Here is a 14652-nt window from a genome sequence, read left to right as displayed (position 1 = left end):
CGGCTTTAGCCGCGAAGAGGCCAGTGCAGGCAATCACAATCTGAAATGGCCGACCATGCCCTTGAGGTCATTACCCAGCTGCGCCAGTTCGATACTGGACCGGGCATTGTCCTGCATCGCCAGCGCCGCCTGATCGGCACTGCCACGGATCTGCGTCACGCTACGGCTGATTTCCTCGGCCACCGAACTCTGCTGCTCGGCCGCTGCCGCAATCTGCTGGTTCATCTGCTGAATCAACGACACCGCCACCGCAATGCTGCCCAGCGCGCTCTCGGTCTGCAGCGCATCGGCCACGGCCAGGCGCACCAGCTCGGTACTGCCACGGATCTGCGCCACTGATTGCTGGGCATTGCCGCGCAGGCTGGCCACCAGGCGCTCGATTTCCTCGGTCGACTGCCGGGTACGCCGGGCCAGCGCCCGCACCTCGTCGGCCACCACCGCAAAACCACGCCCCTGCTCACCCGCCCGGGCCGCCTCGATGGCTGCGTTGAGCGCCAGCAGGTTGGTCTGCTCAGCGACGCTCTTGATCACCTCCAGCACATCGCCAATGGTGTGGATCTCGGCACTCAGGCTGTCGATCCCGGCACTGGCCGTGTCTGCAGCCGTGGCCAACTGCTCGATGCGCTGCATGCTCTCGCGCACCACGCGCTGGCCGGCGTCAACCTTGTCATCGGCGGCCTGCGCCGCTTGTGCGGCCTCTTCGGCATTGCGCGCCACGTCATGCACGGTGGCGGTCATCTGCTGCATGGCGGTGGCCACCTGCTCGGTCTCTTCCTTCTGGCTGCCGACCTCGCGGTTGGTCTGCTCGGTCACCGTCGACAACGCCTGGGCGCTGCCGGCCAGCTGCTCGATACCTTGCTGCAGGCCGCTGACCACGCCTGATAGCCCGACGGCCATCTGCTGCATGGCGTGCATCAGCTGGCCGACTTCATCACTGCGCGCGTCCTCGCGCTCCAGGCTCAACTCGCCTGCGGCAATGCGCTGGGCACGGCCAATCACGCGCTTGAGCGGGCCGACCACGGCGCGAGTGATCAGCCAGGCGGCGAGGATGCCCACCAGCAATGCCAGCCCGGTAGCCAGGGCGATGGCCAGGCTGTTGCGCGCAAGTTCCGCCTGCATGGCTTGCTGATCGACGGCATAGGCCTGGTCGACCCGGCCGGTGACCTGCTCGGCACGCGCCTGCAACTGCGCCTTGATGCCTTGCTCCTTGCCCAGCAGGTCGGTGTATTCGTTGAGTTTGTCGGAGAAGCTGGCAATGTGCCCGGCCACCTCACCGAGCACACTCTGGTAACCCGCGTCACTGACGGAGGCCTTGAGCTGATCGACCAGTTGTGCCGCCTCGACCGTCTGGGCGATGCGGCCTTGCTCCCCCTCTTCGCCCTTGCGGCTCTTGTCCAGGCGTACCCGCGCTTCATCCATGGCCTGCAACATCAGCCGCGACACCTGTGCCACCTGGCCGGCCTGTTCGAGGAACTCGCTACCTTGCTGGCCTTGGGACTGTTTGAGGGTGTAGGTGGCATCGTCGGCCAGGCCGGACTGCAACACATCGAGGTTGTTGGCCACGCTGGACACCGACCAACTGGCCATGTCCAGCGCCAGCTCCTTGGCCTGTACCGCTTCGACGAAAGCTTCGAAGGCCTGGCCGTAAGCCGCCAGGTCAGCCTCGGCCGCCGCCAGCGCTGGCAGGCTGCGGGCGCGCTCGGCAAGGCTCTGCAAGCCGCTGCGCAAGGCCTCGGCCTCCTTGATGTCGGAGCGCAGGGCAAAGGCCTGCTCGTGCTGGCGCAGCCGCAGCAGGTCGGTATTGATCTGGCCCAACTGGCGCAGGCCGTCGAAGCGCTGGCCAACGCTGTGCAGCGCCGCGATGCCGATGGCCGCCACCGCGACGGTCAGCAGCAACACCAGGGCAAACCCCAGGCCCAGTTTGCGGGCCATGCCCAGGTTGGCCAGAACACCGTGCCTGCTCGTCGCCATCGCCGAATCCCCTTCACCGTGCAAGGTTTTGCCGAGGGCCAAGCGTGGCAACGTTATTACCCTGGTAACAAGAGGTTGGCGCCAAAATGGTGTCAAATGGCTATGAGCGTGTCGCGATCAGCTAGCTGAAGGTCGCCCTGCGTGCTGAAGGAAGCCCTGGGCACGGGCGTCCTGCCCGTAGGCGACATTGATGCGCAGCCAGTCGCTGGCTGCGCCCTGGTAGTCGAAGGCGCTGCCCGGAGTAAGCAATACCGCATGCTCCAGCGCCAGGCGTTCGAGGCTGGCGAAATCATGCCCCGGCACCCGCGCCCAGACGAACATGCCGCCATACGGCTCGCAGAACACTTGCCAGCCGTACTGTTCCAGTTGCCCGAGCAATTTGGCCATGTGCTGCCCCAGCCGCACCCGCAGGCGCTGGACGCACTTGCGGTAGCTACCGTTGGCCAGCATCTGCCCGACCACCTGTTCGGCGAAGCGCGAAGTGCCGATGCCGCTGACCATCTTCAGCTCGGCCAGGCGCGCCACCAAGGGTGCATCGGCCACCAGGTAGCCGACGCGCAGCGAACTGCTCAGGGTCTTGGAGAAACTGGCCAGGTAGATCACCCGTTGCTCGCTGTCGAGGGTCGCCAGGCGGGTGGCCGGGCCTTCCTGGAAGTCGGCGTAGATATCGTCCTCGATGATGCGCAGGTCATGCTCACGGGCCAGCTCCAGCAGGCGATAGGCAACCTTGGGGGTGAGGCTGGTGCCGGTGGGGTTCTGGTACAGGCTGTTGGTGAACAGGCAGCGTGGGCGGTGCTCGGCCAGCAGGCGTTCGAGCACCGCCAGGTCCGGGCCGGCCGCCGTGCGCGGCACCGGCAGCATGTGTACCTGATGCTGGCGGAGCAGGTTGTACAGGTTGTAGTAGCCAGGGTTTTCCACCAGCACGGTGTCGCCCGGGCGCAACAAGGTACGCACCAGCAGGTCGAGGCCATGGCTGGCACCCTGGGTAGTGAGGATGCGTTCGGGCCCGGCAGCGATCTCCAGCCGCGCCAGGCGCTTGTGCAAGTGCTGGCGCAGGCTGGCCAGGCCCAGCGGCGGGCAATAGTCGAACAGGTCCTGGGGATTGCCGCGGCTGACCTGGCGGATCGCCTGGGCCAGTTCGACGTCTGCGCGCCAGCTATTGGGCAGCCAACCGCAGCCGAGCTTGAGCAGTTCGTCATGGCCTTCGCGGAACTGGCGCCAGCGGCCATCGCCCGCCTCGCCCCACACCGGCGGATTGTCGGCTTCGAGGATGGCTTTGCGCTCGGCAACGAAGAAGCCGGTGCCGTGGCGCGCTTCCAGCCAGCCACTGGCGACCAGGCGGTCGTAGGCTTCGATCACGCAGGAGGCACTGACCGACTGATTGTGGGCCAGGGTACGGATAGACGGCAGACGGGCACCTGGGCGCAGGCGCTGCTGTTCGATCCAGGCTTGCAGGTGGTCGGTGAGTTGCTGCACCAGCGGGGTGGGGCTTTGGCGGTCGAGGGTGAAGTGCATGGCGGTGGGTGTTTGCTTATTTTTAGCGAACAGTTAAGCACAAATGGGGCTTGGGTGTGCCTTGTTGGGTGTTGGGGGTGCAGGGCAAAGTTTCCTGCACCGGCCCTTTCGCGGGCACGCCCGCTCCCACAGGTACAGCACAGGCCGTGAGCATTGTGGGTACCCTGTGGGAGCGGGCGTGCCCGCGAAAGGGCCGGTATAGCCAACCCAAGAACCAGGACCGTTCCCATGCCCTCGCACCACTCCCCCGCCCTGCTGGCCTTCGCCCTGTGCCTGATCACTCTGGCGGTCAACCTGCAGGCCCCGCTGTACATCACCTATGCCGACCTCTCCGGCCAGGGCGCCGCCGCCACCGCAGTGGCCTTCTCTGGTTACGTGCTGGGCGTACTGCCGGTGCTGCTGGCGCTGGGCGGGCTGGCGGACCGGGTCGGGCGGCGGCCGCTGATCCTCGCCGCGCTCATGCTGTCGATGGTCGCTACCCTGTTGATGCTGTTCGCCCCGAGCCTGCAAACCCTCGGCGTGGCGCGCTTCTTCCTGGGCCTGGGCACGGGCCTGGCATCCGCCACGGCCACCGCCTACATGGCTGAACTGATGGGCGCCAGCAGCAATGCCCGCGCCGCCAACTGGGTGACCGCCAGCACCTCACTGGGCTTCGGCCTGGGCGCGGCGCTGACCAGCCTGTTCCTGCTGCGCGGCCCGAGCCTGACACCCGGCAGCTTCCACCTGCAGTTGCTGCTTGGCGCAGTGGCGGTACTGCTGGTGTGGCGTTTGCCCGACCCGCGACCGGCACAGCGCAGTGCCATGCTGCGCCTGCCCTGCTACCCGCGTGGCAGCGTGGTGTATGGCCTGGCCATTCTGCTGGCCTGGGCTTGCGTCGGACTGGTCATCGCCCTGCTGCCCGGGATCCTGCGCCAGCACGGCTTGAGCGCCTGGTCGGGGTTCTCGACGTTCTGCGTGATCAGCTGCGGCCTGCTGTTCCAGCCGCTGGCCAGGCGTATGTCGAGCCGCGCAGCCACCCTGCTGGGCATGATGATTCTGCCGTGTAGCTATGCCTTGCTGGCTTGGGGCGCCGAAAGCGGACGCCTCTGGGCAGTGCTTGCCGGTGCCGTGGCCGCCAGCAGCGCCTGCTACGGGTTCATCTATCTCGGCGGGCTGGCGGCAGTCAATGAACTGGCCGGGGCCGAGAAGACACGTGCCAGTGCGGGGTTCTTCCTGCTGGCCTACCTGGGCTTCAGCGTGCCAGTGATCCTGACCGGGATACTGAGTGACCGCCTGGGCTCGGGCATGGCCTTGCTAGGGTTTGGCGGGGTCTTGCTGGTGGGGTGCGTGGCCGTTGCCGGGGCGTTGAAGGTCGCAAGGCAAAGCATGCAACAAGTCAGCAGCCATTGAGCCGGCTCAACCCCGAACAGCGTCCTCCAACATACGCTCCAGCAACCCCGTCGGGGTATGTTTGCGCAGGGCATCCGGCGCCACCACTGGCGCCTTGCTGGCCAGGAACGCCTGTAGCTCGCGCTGCTCATCCCCCAGTACATAGAAGCGGTCGGGATGGTAGAAGGCCGTGTCCCTGACCCGACGGTTATCGGTGATCAGCTGCTTGTCGAAGAACGCAGCTTCCAGCGGCCGCAAGGTCAGGCCGGCCTGGCCTGGCTGATTGATTTCCACCAACACATCACAGGCCATGGCCCTGGCCAGGTTGGCCTCATAGGGCAGCACCGAATCGACGTGGTAGCTGCTCGGGGCCTCGCTGGTAGCGTCCTTGACGATCAGGAAATCAAGCTCGCAGCCCAGCTCGCCCAGCTCTTGCGCCAAGGCCTGCAAGCGATGGGCACGGCCTTTGTCACGCCCCAGGAAGAAGCACAACGGCCGCTGACCTGCAGCGCCCTGTTCCGCTGTCGGCGGCCTGACGTTGTCGGGATCGAATGGGAAAAACTGTTCCAGGTGGAGCATCCCCAGGCGCTCGCACTGCAAGGGGTCATAGCTGTAGATACGATCGAACAGCGGCCGCATGCGCTCGACAAAAGCGGAATCGACCAGGTCGCGCACCAGCAGCACTCTCTGGCCGGGAAAGCCCTGCACCAGATGCAACTGGCGCCCACGCTTGAGCTGGCCCTCGTTGCACACCAGCAGGTCGTTGATAGTGGCCTTGTTTATGGCGCTCGCTCGCCTGCCCAGCCACCTCAGCAACGCCGATGCACCACCCAACGCTCGCGCCAGGCGCACGACCCTGCGTGCGTAAACAGGCAACAGGAACACCCGCACCGCGTGCGACTGCGCCAGGTGTTCGATCATGATCTGCTCGTAGCGGGCCTGCCAACCGAGGAAGTAAACCGTCACGCGGGGTGACTGCACAGTGAAGCCTGCGCAGCGTTGCCAAGAATGATCGCCTGAGCCTGTTCGACGGAAATTTTCGGGATGACCGAAGCCGGGATTTTCGACGTGGCGGAGAGGTTGTAGACCGCAAAGTCTTCGTCGACCACTCGATCGGCCATCAGCTTTAACGAAGGCAGAATACGCCGTTGATAGGCCTCGTCCAGGTGGCAGCGCGAAGCCGCCTGGCCAGGCGTTTCATAAAAGCGCCCCACTGACTGATCGAGGTCCACACCCACCAGGAAAACCTGATTGAAGCCCAGGTGACAGGCAATTTGCAGCGCGGCATACGCCACCGTGCGGGCATCGAAAAAGCCTTGCGAAAGGTCTTTGCTGAAGCCCACAGAGCGCGCGCGGTTGCCCCAGAAGGCACGGCTGCGCACAACGTCCGGATCGGCATTGAACAGCGCGTCGAACAGGCGCGAACGCGCCGCCTTGGCCAGCGGGAAGACCTGCGCCTTGGTCGATACCGGCAGTGCTCCAACTTCACTTGGCCAGATCGCCAGGCGCCGGCTGAGGCGCACTGCCTTGGCATAAAGCTCAGGCTGCTGGTGCGCAAACCCGGTGTCGGTACACACGTAGAAATATGGGCGCGGGCCCTGTTCCGAGAACATCGAGATCGCGCCGTTGAGCGTGATCATCGGCACATTGGCGAAGCGCTGCATGGGGAAGCCCTTTGCCGAGGCGCCCGACGCGACGATGAACACGGGCCCCTCGGCAATCCCCCGACAGGCCGCGAAGTCCATGATCGAAGGATGCCGGGCTGGCTTGTTGCCACTTTCTGCTTCCACTGTTGCCCCCATATTCTGAGAAGCAAAAGTATAGACAGCCGACAAACATTTCGCCTTTACACAACTTAACGTTCCGCGTCAATACGTTCCGCGATGTATTTCAACCTCGGCTCAAATCGCGGTGGCCCCACCATCCACCGTCAAACTGTGCCCGGTGGTAAACGCCGCCCCGTCACTGCACAGGTACAGCACCGCACTGGCAATTTCCTCCACCTTGCCTATACGCCCAACCGGGTGCATCGCCGCGGCAAACTCGGCCTTGCGTGGGTCTGCCTCATAGGCGCGGCGGAACATGTCGGTATCGATCACCGCCGGGCACACGGCATTCACCCGGATGCCCTTCTTGGCATACTCGATGGCCGCCGATTTGGTCAGGCCAATCACCGCATGCTTGGAGGCGGCGTAGATGCTCATCTTCGGTGCCGCGCCCAGGCCTGCTACCGAAGCGGTATTGACGATCGCCCCGCCGCCCTGGGCCAGCAGCAACGGTAGCTGGTATTTCATGCACAGCCATACGCCTTTGACGTTGACGCCCATGATGGCGTCGAATTCGGCCTCGCTGCCCTCGGCAAGGCGCCCCTGCTCGATCTCGATGCCAGCATTGTTGTAGGCGTAGTCCAGCCGGCCATAGGCCTCGATGGCGCGCTCATGCAACTGGCGCACTTGGGCGTCCTGGGTCACGTCACAGGCCACGAACAGCGCTTCACCGCCTGCATTGCGAATCAAGGCGACCGTGGCTTCGCCACCGGCCGCGTCGAGATCGGCCACTACCACCTTCAGGCCCTCGCGGGCGAAAGCCAGTGCCGTCGCCCGGCCGATACCTGTCGCACCGCCAGTGACCAGGGCTACCTGGCCGGAAAAGGTCATGCTCATCGTCTGCTCCTGAGGGTGATGGATGGGCACAGAGTCTAGTCAGCCCACCGCCCGGCTGGGCAGCATCATCAGGCCAGCGGTTGGGCTACCATGCTTACCAGTGATTTTGCGGACCAACCTGCATCAGCGAGTTAAATTGACTGCTGTGCCTAATCGCCCACAAGGACCTGCCATGACCCAGACCAACCGCCGCTTCCTGCTTGCCAAACGCCCGGTCGGCGCCGTGCGCCGTGACGACTTCACTTTCGAGACGGTACCCGCCGAAGCCCCCGCCGCCGGGCAGATCCAGGTGCGCAACCTGTACCTGTCGCTGGACCCGGCCATGCGCGGCTGGATGAACGAAGGCAAGTCATATATCCCACCCGTCGCTCTCGGCCAGGTCATGCGCGCCCTCGGCGTCGGTGAAGTGGTCGCTTCCAACCACCCGGACTACAAGCCCGGTGACCATGTCAGCGGCGCCCTCGGCGTACAGGACTACTTCACTGGCGAGCCCCAGGGCCTGCACAAGATCGACCCCAGGCTCGCTCCACTGCCCCGCTACCTCTCGGCCCTGGGCATGACCGGCATGACCGCCTATTTCGCCCTGCTCGAAGTTGGCCAGCCCAAGGCCGGCGACACCGTGGTCATCTCCGGCGCGGCTGGCGCGGTGGGCAGCATCGTCGGCCAGATCGCCAAGCTCAAGGGCTGCCATGTGGTCGGCATCGCCGGTGGCGCGCAGAAGTGCCAGTACCTCAAGGACGAACTGGGCTTCGACGGCGTGATCGACTACAAGGCCGAAGACGTGCTGGCCGGCCTGAAGCGCGAATGCCCCAAGGGCGTCGACGTGTACTTCGACAACGTCGGCGGCGACATCCTCGACGCCGTGCTCACCCGCATCAACTTCAAGGCACGCATCGTCATCTGCGGCGCCATCAGCCAGTACAACAACAAGGAAGCCGTCAAAGGCCCGGCCAACTACCTGGCGCTGCTGGTGAACCGCGCGCGCATGGAAGGCTTCGTGGTGATGGACCACGCCAAGGACTACGGCAAGGCCGCGCAGGAGATGGCCGGCTGGCTGGCCGCGGGCAAGGTCAAGAGCAAGGAGGATGTGGTGGACGGGCTGGAGACGTTCCCCGAGACGCTGCTCAAGCTGTTCAGCGGCGAGAACTTCGGCAAGTTGGTGTTGAAGGTGTGAGTCTGTAAGATTGGCTATCGCCACTGAAACCAGTGACTGGGATTTGCAAGGTAGACCATGATCAAGATCACCCCCACCATCGAGTGCTCCAACACCGCCCCGTTCGTCCTCTTCGGCGGCATCAACGTGCTCGAGTCCGAGGACCTGGCCCTGACCGCCTGCTCCGAGTACGTTCGGGTTACCGAGAAACTGGGCATCCCTTACGTGTTCAAGGCCAGCTTCGACAAGGCCAACCGCTCCTCGATCCACTCCTACCGTGGCCCGGGCATGGAAGAAGGCCTGCGCATCTTCGAGAAGGTCAAGGCCGAGTTCGGCGTACCGATCATCACCGACGTACACGAGATCTACCAGTGCGCGCCGGTGGCCGAAGTGGTCGACGTGCTGCAGCTTCCCGCGTTCCTGGCCCGCCAGACCGACCTGGTGGTGGCCCTGGCCAAGACCGGCAAGCCGGTCAACATCAAGAAGCCGCAGTTCCTCAGCCCGTCGCAGATGCAGAACATCGTGCACAAGTTCAAGGAAGCCGGTAACGACCAGCTGATCCTTTGCGACCGTGGCACCTGCATGGGCTACGACAACCTGGTCGTGGACATGCTCGGTTTCGGCGTGATGAAGCGCACCTGCGACAACCTGCCGATCATCTTCGACGTGACCCACGCCCTGCAGAACCGTGATCCGTCCGGTGCCGCCTCCGGTGGCCGTCGCGAGCAGGTGGTCGACCTGGCCCGTGCTGGCATGGCGGTTGGCCTGGCCGGGTTGTTCCTGGAGGCTCACCCGAACCCGGACCAGGCCAAGTGCGATGGGCCGAGTGCACTGCCGCTGGACAAGCTGGAGCCGTTCCTGGCGCAGATCAAGGCGCTGGATGACCTGATCAAGGGCTTCCAGCCGCTGGTTATTGCCTGATTCAACCCCGCGCAATGCAAAAAGGGCCGGCATGCACTGCATACCGGCCCTTTTTTCAGCCGCTGATCTATGGCTTCATCGCGCCATGCCTAGCTCAGCATCATCCATCAGTGCCTTGGCCATCGCACTCAGGTAGTGCGAGGCCCAGATCATCATGGGCTTTTCATCCCTCAGGCCGATGATGGTCAGCTCTCTTACATAGCCCATCAACTCCGAGGCCTGCTCGCGGGCATCCCGGCAGGGAATGCCTGGCTCGATGCGGAACAGGGGATGGGTCTGGTGTTCGCCTTGGAAGAAGGTGGTTTGGCCGACAGTGAATTGGGTGTCATCTGTGCTCATCGATTCCTCTCCTGAAGTTCTCGATTGCCTGTTATGGCTTCAATGCAGGCTGGTAGACCGCTCCAGGGCCAGTGACAGCGCATCCGCCTGGCCCCAGGCAATCTGCATGGCGCGCAGCCCATTCACCAACGATTCACGGGTGTGATCATCTTCGATGGCGTCGAGGATTCGGTGGCAATGGTTGTAGGCGAGCATCAGGTAGTGGGTGACGTTCATCACCACGTGATCGATGGGAACGATGCCTTCGCTGACGGCGTTGGTGAGGGTCTTGTCGGAGGGTAGGTCGAAATGATGGGGTGGGTCGGGGACGATCTTTTTCATGTCAGCTCCCAGGTGGATACGAAGGAGTTACCGCTAACGTTTTCCACACGAAGAGGCGGCAACTGTACGCGGGGTGGAAAAACCGGTCACCCAGGAACCCGGCAGGCCAGAAGGCCTCCCGCGCACAGCTGCCATAACGACAGCAATCTAGGTAATTATCCGGGTTTCCACACCCGCATCGCTGTACTTCAGCGACCTGGGAGAGCCTAAAGGGCAGTGTTTCCAGGAACAATCAGACGCGAGTCGACAGGGCTTGTAGGATATTTCCAGCTACATTATGCCGCCAGCCTCAACTTGTAGGACCCTTCTGAAAATACAGTAGGAAGCGCCATACTCACCTGCGTTCGTTCCGTTACATCCCCCGTGAAGCCTCAAACCCCATAAAACGAAAAAGGGCTGCATCGCAGCCCTTTTTCGTTGATTCGGTTTAGCCGCGTATTTCAGCGACCACTGCGGCCAGCGCCTGGGCCGGGTCCGCCGCTTTGCTGATCGGGCGGCCAATTACCAGGTAATCCGAACCAGCGTCCAGCGCCTGGCGCGGCGTCAGAATGCGACGCTGGTCGTCCAGCGCACTACCCGCCGGGCGAATGCCTGGGGTCACCAATTGCAGGCCAGGATGTGCAGCCTTCAACGCCGGAGCTTCCAGCGCCGAGCACACCAGCCCGTCCATGCCAGCCTTTTCGGCCAGAGCAGCCAGGCGCAGCACCTGCTCCTGCGGGTCGACGTCCAGCCCAATACCCGCCAGGTCTTCACGCTCCATGCTGGTCAGCACGGTAACGCCGATCAGCAACGGCTGCGGGCCGCTGCGCTTGGCCAGCTCTTCACGGCAGGCCGCCATCATGCGCAGGCCGCCGGAGCAGTGGACGTTGACCATCCACACACCCATTTCTGCAGCAGCCTTCACGGCCATGGCGGTGGTGTTCGGGATATCGTGGAACTTGAGGTCGAGGAACACCTCGAAGCCCTTTTCGCACAGGGTCTCGACAATGCCGGCAGCGCTGCTGGTGAACAACTCTTTGCCCACCTTCACCCGGCACAGAGCAGGATCGAGCTGGTCGGCCAGCTTGAGGGCGGCATCACGGGTTGGGAAATCCAGGGCGACGATCAGGGGCGTCTGGCAGGCGGACATGGTCAAGGTCTCTTTGGTAATTCGTAAACGGCGCGCATTGTAAACGAAGTGAGCGTGCCTTGGGGGCCAGGGCGCCATCAGAATTGGCCCAGGCGGGTACGCCTCCTATAATTGAACCAACGGATAAAGCCATCGCTCAAAATTTGTACAAGCGAAACCTTCAAAGCGCATAGGAGAACGACAATGCCCTGGTATGCCTGGCTGATACTCATCATAGCCCTCGGCTCTATCGTGGGCGGGTTGATGATGTTGCGCGATACGGCGAAGAAGCTGCCGCTGACGGAAGAACAGCTGCGCAAGGTGCATGAACGCAATGCCGAGGCGGATGCCAAGGATGCGCAGGATCGGTAACTTGCAAAGTTTGACGCCGGGGCAGACGAGTGCCAGCCCCGGCCAGCTACCCTATTCCACTACCAACTTGTCCCGATTACGCTCCAGCAGCGCATTGCCAATCCCTTTGATCTCCAGCAGCTCATCTACCGAAGCGAATGGCCCGTTGGCGTCCCGATAGGCCACGATTGCTTCGGCCTTCGCTTTGCCGATGCCATTCAGTTCCTTTTGCAAGGTCGGCGCATCTGCTGTGTTCAGATTCAGCATGCTGGACGGTGTTTGAACCTGGCTGACCATCGGCACCGGTTCCTTCAGTGCGGTGGCCGTCGCAGGCGCGGCGCTGAGTGAAAAGGACAAGCCGGCAAACAGCGGCAACAGCAGGTAATTGAGGACGGTATTACGCATGACGGTCACTCCTGTGAGTTGAGTTTGAAAGCAGCAAGATCCTTGGCTGCCCACTCAAGCTAGCGGCTCACAGGCCATTGTCCCAGCATTTGTCGCAAGGGAATGGTAACCAGATTAGACGTCACAGCATGTTGCACGCCCGCCAGGTAAAACATCCCACGGCAGGCGTGCACAGTCCCTTCATCGTCAGAAGATTGTGTCGCGCAGCACCCGTTGCAGGTACTGACCATAGCCGTTCTTCATCAGCGGCGCGGCCAACGTCTCCAGTTGCTCAGCGTCGATCCAGCGCTGACGGTAGGCAACCTCTTCAGGGCAAGCGACCTTCAGCCCCTGCCGGCGTTCGATGGTGGCGATAAAGCCGCTGGCTTCGAGCAGCGAATCATGGGTGCCGGTATCCAACCAGGCATAGCCCCGCCCCATCACCTCGACAGATAATTGCTCGCGCTCAAGGTACAGGCGGTTGAGGTCGGTGATTTCCAGCTCGCCGCGAGGCGAAGGCTTGAGCCCCTTGGCCATCTCGATCACGTCCTTGTCGTAGAAGTACAACCCTGTGACCGCGTAGTTGGACTTAGGCTTGAGCGGTTTCTCTTCCAGGCTGATGGCCTTGCCACGGCTGTCGAACTCGACCACACCGTAACGCTCTGGGTCGGTCACATGGTAGGCGAAGACACTGGCCCCCTCGTTGCGGCCCATGGCATCGAGCAGCAGCGACTGGAAATCATGGCCGTAGTAAATGTTGTCTCCCAATACCAGTGCCGACAGGTCGTTACCGATAAAGTCCTCACCGATGATGAAGGCCTGGGCCAAGCCATCGGGCGACGGTTGCACGGCATAGGTGATGTTGACGCCCCACTTGTGACCATCACCGAGCAGCTGCTCGAATCGAGGCGTGTCCTGCGGGGTGGAGATGATCAGGATGTCACGAATGCCCGCCAGCATCAGCGTAGTCAGCGGGTAGTAGATCATCGGCTTGTCGTACACCGGCAGCAATTGCTTGGAAATTGCCAGAGTGGCCGGGTGCAGGCGTGTACCAGAACCGCCTGCAAGGATGATGCCTTTGCGTTGCTTCAGTGTGCTCATTTGTCGTGCTTCCCTGAACGGCAGCTGTAGTTCTTTTCTACCCATTCCCGATAACTGCCCGACTGCACGCCCTCGACCCACGCAGCATTGTCCAGGTACCACTGCACTGTCTTGCGAATACCGGTTTCGAACGTTTCACTCGGTTTCCAGCCCAGCTCGCGCTCGAGCTTGCGGGCATCGATGGCATAGCGTCGATCATGTCCCGGACGGTCGGCCACATAGCTGATCTGCGCTGCATAGGGCTCGCCATCTGCGCGGGGGCGCAGCTCATCCAGCAGGGCGCAGACGCGCTCGACGATTTCCAGGTTCGGTTTCTCGTTCCAGCCACCGACGTTGTACACCTCGCCCACTCTGCCGGCTTCCAGCACTCGGCGAATGGCGCTGCAATGGTCCTTGACGTAAAGCCAGTCGCGAATCTGCTGACCATCGCCATACACCGGAAGCGCCTTGCCAGCCAGCGCGTTGACAATCATCAGCGGAATGAGCTTTTCCGGAAAGTGCAGTGGCCCGTAGTTGTTCGAGCAATTGGTGGTCAGCACGGGCAAGCCGTAGGTGTGGTGGTAGGATCGCACCAGATGATCGCTGGCCGCCTTGCTCGCCGAGTAGGGGCTATTGGGCTGGTACTGATGGGTTTCGGTGAACGCCGGATCATCGGCCTTGAGCGAGCCGTACACCTCATCGGTGGATACATGCAGAAACCGGAACGATTCCTGCGCCGTACCTTCCAGCCCCTGCCAATAGCTGCGTACCGCTTCGAGCAACTGGAAGGTGCCAACCACATTGGTTTCAACGAAAGCCTGCGGACCGTAAATGGAGCGGTCGACATGCGACTCGGCGGCAAAGTTGAGCACCGCACGCGGTTGATACTCGGCCAGTAGCCGCTGCAGCAGCGGACCGTCGCCGATATCCCCGTGCACGAACACATGCTGCGGATTGCCTTGCAGGCTGGCCAGGCTTTGCAGATTGCCGGCGTAGGTCAGTTTGTCGAGGTTGATGAGGGTTTCGCCCGATTGGTTCATCCAATCCAGCACGAAGTTCGCACCGATAAAGCCGGCGCCGCCGGTAACCAGGATAGTCATGGGTTCAGGTCGATCTCATGCGGGTCGGTAGAAAGGATGCCGTAAGTGTAAACGAGATCATTGAAAGCGTTATCGGCTAGGGTACACCGTGGCTTGAGGGCCAAGGTGAGCAGAAATAATCCGATGAAAAGGTACCGGTCACAGCTGCTGCGTACGTGACTAGGTGACAAATAAGCCTGCCAGGAAGTGGGGCTTTCGCTCATGTCAGACGAATTGATCGCAGCGTTTCTATGGGGCCAACTCGAGGAAGACAAACAGATCAGTGAAGACCGTATGGCAATCTAGCAAGCTGGCGACGCCCCTTTGATCTTTCAGAGCATCTGCATCAAGCCCTATTGCGTCCCTCAATCATTCCAGCAAGCTACCAGTACAGTGCAT

The 14652-nt window shown here is 62.6% G+C and carries 15 protein-coding genes and 1 pseudogene; 4 read left to right on the top strand and 12 right to left on the bottom strand.

Annotated features, from left to right (window positions below):
* Positions 1–33: 33 nt before the first annotated feature.
* The 3 genes and pseudogenes from N430_RS30115 to N430_RS26590 all read right to left on the bottom strand — a co-directional run bounded on the left by N430_RS30115 (position 34) and on the right by N430_RS26590 (position 3486).
* Positions 34–897, bottom strand: a complete 864-nt coding sequence (locus N430_RS30115) for a methyl-accepting chemotaxis protein (RefSeq protein ID WP_371922804.1) — start codon at positions 895–897, stop codon at positions 34–36.
* A pseudogene (locus N430_RS30110) lies at positions 895–1119 on the bottom strand (HAMP domain-containing protein); the annotation flags it as partial. The gene N430_RS30115 and the pseudogene N430_RS30110, both read right to left, overlap by 3 nt.
* 969 nt (positions 1120–2088) lie before the next feature.
* Positions 2089–3486, bottom strand: coding sequence for a PLP-dependent aminotransferase family protein (locus tag N430_RS26590; protein WP_110639711.1), 1398 nt, complete (start codon positions 3484–3486; stop codon positions 2089–2091).
* Positions 3487–3714: 228 nt separating this feature from the next.
* Between N430_RS26590 and N430_RS26585 the strand changes: the two genes are divergently transcribed.
* Positions 3715–4875, top strand: coding sequence for an MFS transporter (locus N430_RS26585; protein WP_110639712.1), 1161 nt, complete (start codon positions 3715–3717; stop codon positions 4873–4875).
* 6 nt (positions 4876–4881) lie between these two features.
* Here the strand turns inward: N430_RS26585 and N430_RS26580 are convergent, their stop codons facing one another.
* From N430_RS26580 to N430_RS26570, 3 genes are all read right to left on the bottom strand, one after another.
* Positions 4882–5835: a hypothetical protein gene (locus N430_RS26580; protein ID WP_110639713.1), complete on the bottom strand. Its 954-nt coding sequence runs from the start codon at positions 5833–5835 to the stop codon at positions 4882–4884.
* Positions 5817–6656, bottom strand: a complete 840-nt coding sequence (locus tag N430_RS26575) for a lipopolysaccharide biosynthesis protein (protein ID WP_371922803.1) — start codon at positions 6654–6656, stop codon at positions 5817–5819. The genes N430_RS26580 and N430_RS26575 overlap by 19 nt, the downstream gene beginning before the upstream one ends.
* Positions 6657–6755: 99 nt before the next feature.
* Entirely contained in the window at positions 6756–7517 is a 762-nt protein-coding gene (locus tag N430_RS26570) for an SDR family oxidoreductase (RefSeq protein ID WP_110639714.1), read from the bottom strand.
* Positions 7518–7689: 172 nt separating this feature from the next.
* On the opposite strand from N430_RS26570, the gene N430_RS26565 reads away from it, so the two are divergent.
* Both N430_RS26565 and kdsA read left to right on the top strand, forming a co-directional pair.
* Positions 7690–8691, top strand: a complete 1002-nt coding sequence (locus tag N430_RS26565) for an NADP-dependent oxidoreductase (protein ID WP_110639715.1) — start codon at positions 7690–7692, stop codon at positions 8689–8691.
* Positions 8692–8748: 57 nt separating this feature from the next.
* Complete coding sequence (gene kdsA, locus N430_RS26560) at positions 8749–9591, top strand: 3-deoxy-8-phosphooctulonate synthase (protein WP_110639716.1); 843 nt, start codon at positions 8749–8751, stop codon at positions 9589–9591.
* Between the two features lie 75 nt (positions 9592–9666).
* On the opposite strand, the gene N430_RS26555 is transcribed toward kdsA, so the two are convergent.
* The 3 genes from N430_RS26555 to pyrF all read right to left on the bottom strand — a co-directional run bounded on the left by N430_RS26555 (position 9667) and on the right by pyrF (position 11380).
* The gene (locus tag N430_RS26555; protein WP_110639717.1) at positions 9667–9930 is read right to left on the bottom strand and encodes a DUF3077 domain-containing protein; all 264 of its coding nucleotides are present in this window, start codon (positions 9928–9930) and stop codon (positions 9667–9669) included.
* Positions 9931–9969: 39 nt separating this feature from the next.
* Positions 9970–10251, bottom strand: a complete 282-nt coding sequence (locus tag N430_RS26550) for a hypothetical protein (RefSeq protein ID WP_110639718.1) — start codon at positions 10249–10251, stop codon at positions 9970–9972.
* A gap of 427 nt (positions 10252–10678) precedes the next feature.
* Entirely contained in the window at positions 10679–11380 is a 702-nt protein-coding gene (pyrF, locus tag N430_RS26545) for an orotidine-5'-phosphate decarboxylase (protein WP_060508910.1), read from the bottom strand.
* A 183-nt stretch (positions 11381–11563) separates the two neighbouring features.
* Between pyrF and N430_RS26540 the strand changes: the two genes are divergently transcribed.
* Positions 11564–11731 carry a DUF2897 family protein gene (locus N430_RS26540; protein WP_003252762.1) on the top strand — a complete coding sequence of 56 codons (168 nt, stop codon included), beginning with the start codon at positions 11564–11566 and terminating at the stop codon, positions 11729–11731.
* A gap of 51 nt (positions 11732–11782) precedes the next feature.
* Here N430_RS26540 and N430_RS26535 read toward each other — a convergent pair whose 3' ends face one another.
* The 3 genes from N430_RS26535 to rfbB form a co-directional block, all read right to left on the bottom strand.
* Positions 11783–12115 carry a ComEA family DNA-binding protein gene (locus N430_RS26535; protein WP_110639719.1) on the bottom strand — a complete coding sequence of 111 codons (333 nt, stop codon included), beginning with the start codon at positions 12113–12115 and terminating at the stop codon, positions 11783–11785.
* 186 nt (positions 12116–12301) lie between these two features.
* Positions 12302–13195 carry a glucose-1-phosphate thymidylyltransferase RfbA gene (rfbA, locus tag N430_RS26530; protein WP_110639720.1) on the bottom strand — a complete coding sequence of 298 codons (894 nt, stop codon included), beginning with the start codon at positions 13193–13195 and terminating at the stop codon, positions 12302–12304.
* A complete protein-coding gene (rfbB, locus tag N430_RS26525; RefSeq protein ID WP_110639721.1) occupies positions 13192–14274 on the bottom strand; it encodes a dTDP-glucose 4,6-dehydratase in 1083 nt (360 codons plus the stop codon). The genes rfbA and rfbB overlap by 4 nt, the downstream gene beginning before the upstream one ends.
* Positions 14275–14652: the final 378 nt, after the last annotated feature.

Source organism: Pseudomonas sp. CC120222-01a, assembly GCF_003097235.1.
In the GTDB taxonomy this organism is placed as follows: domain Bacteria; phylum Pseudomonadota; class Gammaproteobacteria; order Pseudomonadales; family Pseudomonadaceae; genus Aquipseudomonas.
Note: the sequence above shows the minus strand (reverse complement) of the source record. Positions and strands in the feature narration are given on the sequence as shown.

Bases quoted from the DNA above. Each gene is read 5' to 3' on its own strand.
- N430_RS26555 (WP_110639717.1), bottom strand. From the start codon at position 9,930: ATGAGCACAGATGACACCCAATTCACTGTCGGCCAAACCACCTTCTTC.
- rfbB (WP_110639721.1), bottom strand. From the start codon at position 14,274: ATGACTATCCTGGTTACCGGCGGCGCCGGCTTTATCGGTGCGAACTTC.
- pyrF (WP_060508910.1), bottom strand. From the start codon at position 11,380: ATGTCCGCCTGCCAGACGCCCCTGATCGTCGCCCTGGATTTCCCAACC.
- N430_RS26590 (WP_110639711.1), bottom strand. From the start codon at position 3,486: ATGCACTTCACCCTCGACCGCCAAAGCCCCACCCCGCTGGTGCAGCAA.
- N430_RS30115 (WP_371922804.1), bottom strand. From the start codon at position 897: ATGGCCGTCGGGCTATCAGGCGTGGTCAGCGGCCTGCAGCAAGGTATC.
- N430_RS26540 (WP_003252762.1), top strand. From the start codon at position 11,564: ATGCCCTGGTATGCCTGGCTGATACTCATCATAGCCCTCGGCTCTATC.
- N430_RS26570 (WP_110639714.1), bottom strand. From the start codon at position 7,517: ATGAGCATGACCTTTTCCGGCCAGGTAGCCCTGGTCACTGGCGGTGCG.
- rfbA (WP_110639720.1), bottom strand. From the start codon at position 13,195: ATGAGCACACTGAAGCAACGCAAAGGCATCATCCTTGCAGGCGGTTCT.
- N430_RS26550 (WP_110639718.1), bottom strand. From the start codon at position 10,251: ATGAAAAAGATCGTCCCCGACCCACCCCATCATTTCGACCTACCCTCC.
- kdsA (WP_110639716.1), top strand. From the start codon at position 8,749: ATGATCAAGATCACCCCCACCATCGAGTGCTCCAACACCGCCCCGTTC.
- N430_RS26585 (WP_110639712.1), top strand. From the start codon at position 3,715: ATGCCCTCGCACCACTCCCCCGCCCTGCTGGCCTTCGCCCTGTGCCTG.
- N430_RS26575 (WP_371922803.1), bottom strand. From the start codon at position 6,656: ATGGGGGCAACAGTGGAAGCAGAAAGTGGCAACAAGCCAGCCCGGCAT.
- N430_RS26535 (WP_110639719.1), bottom strand. From the start codon at position 12,115: ATGCGTAATACCGTCCTCAATTACCTGCTGTTGCCGCTGTTTGCCGGC.
- N430_RS26565 (WP_110639715.1), top strand. From the start codon at position 7,690: ATGACCCAGACCAACCGCCGCTTCCTGCTTGCCAAACGCCCGGTCGGC.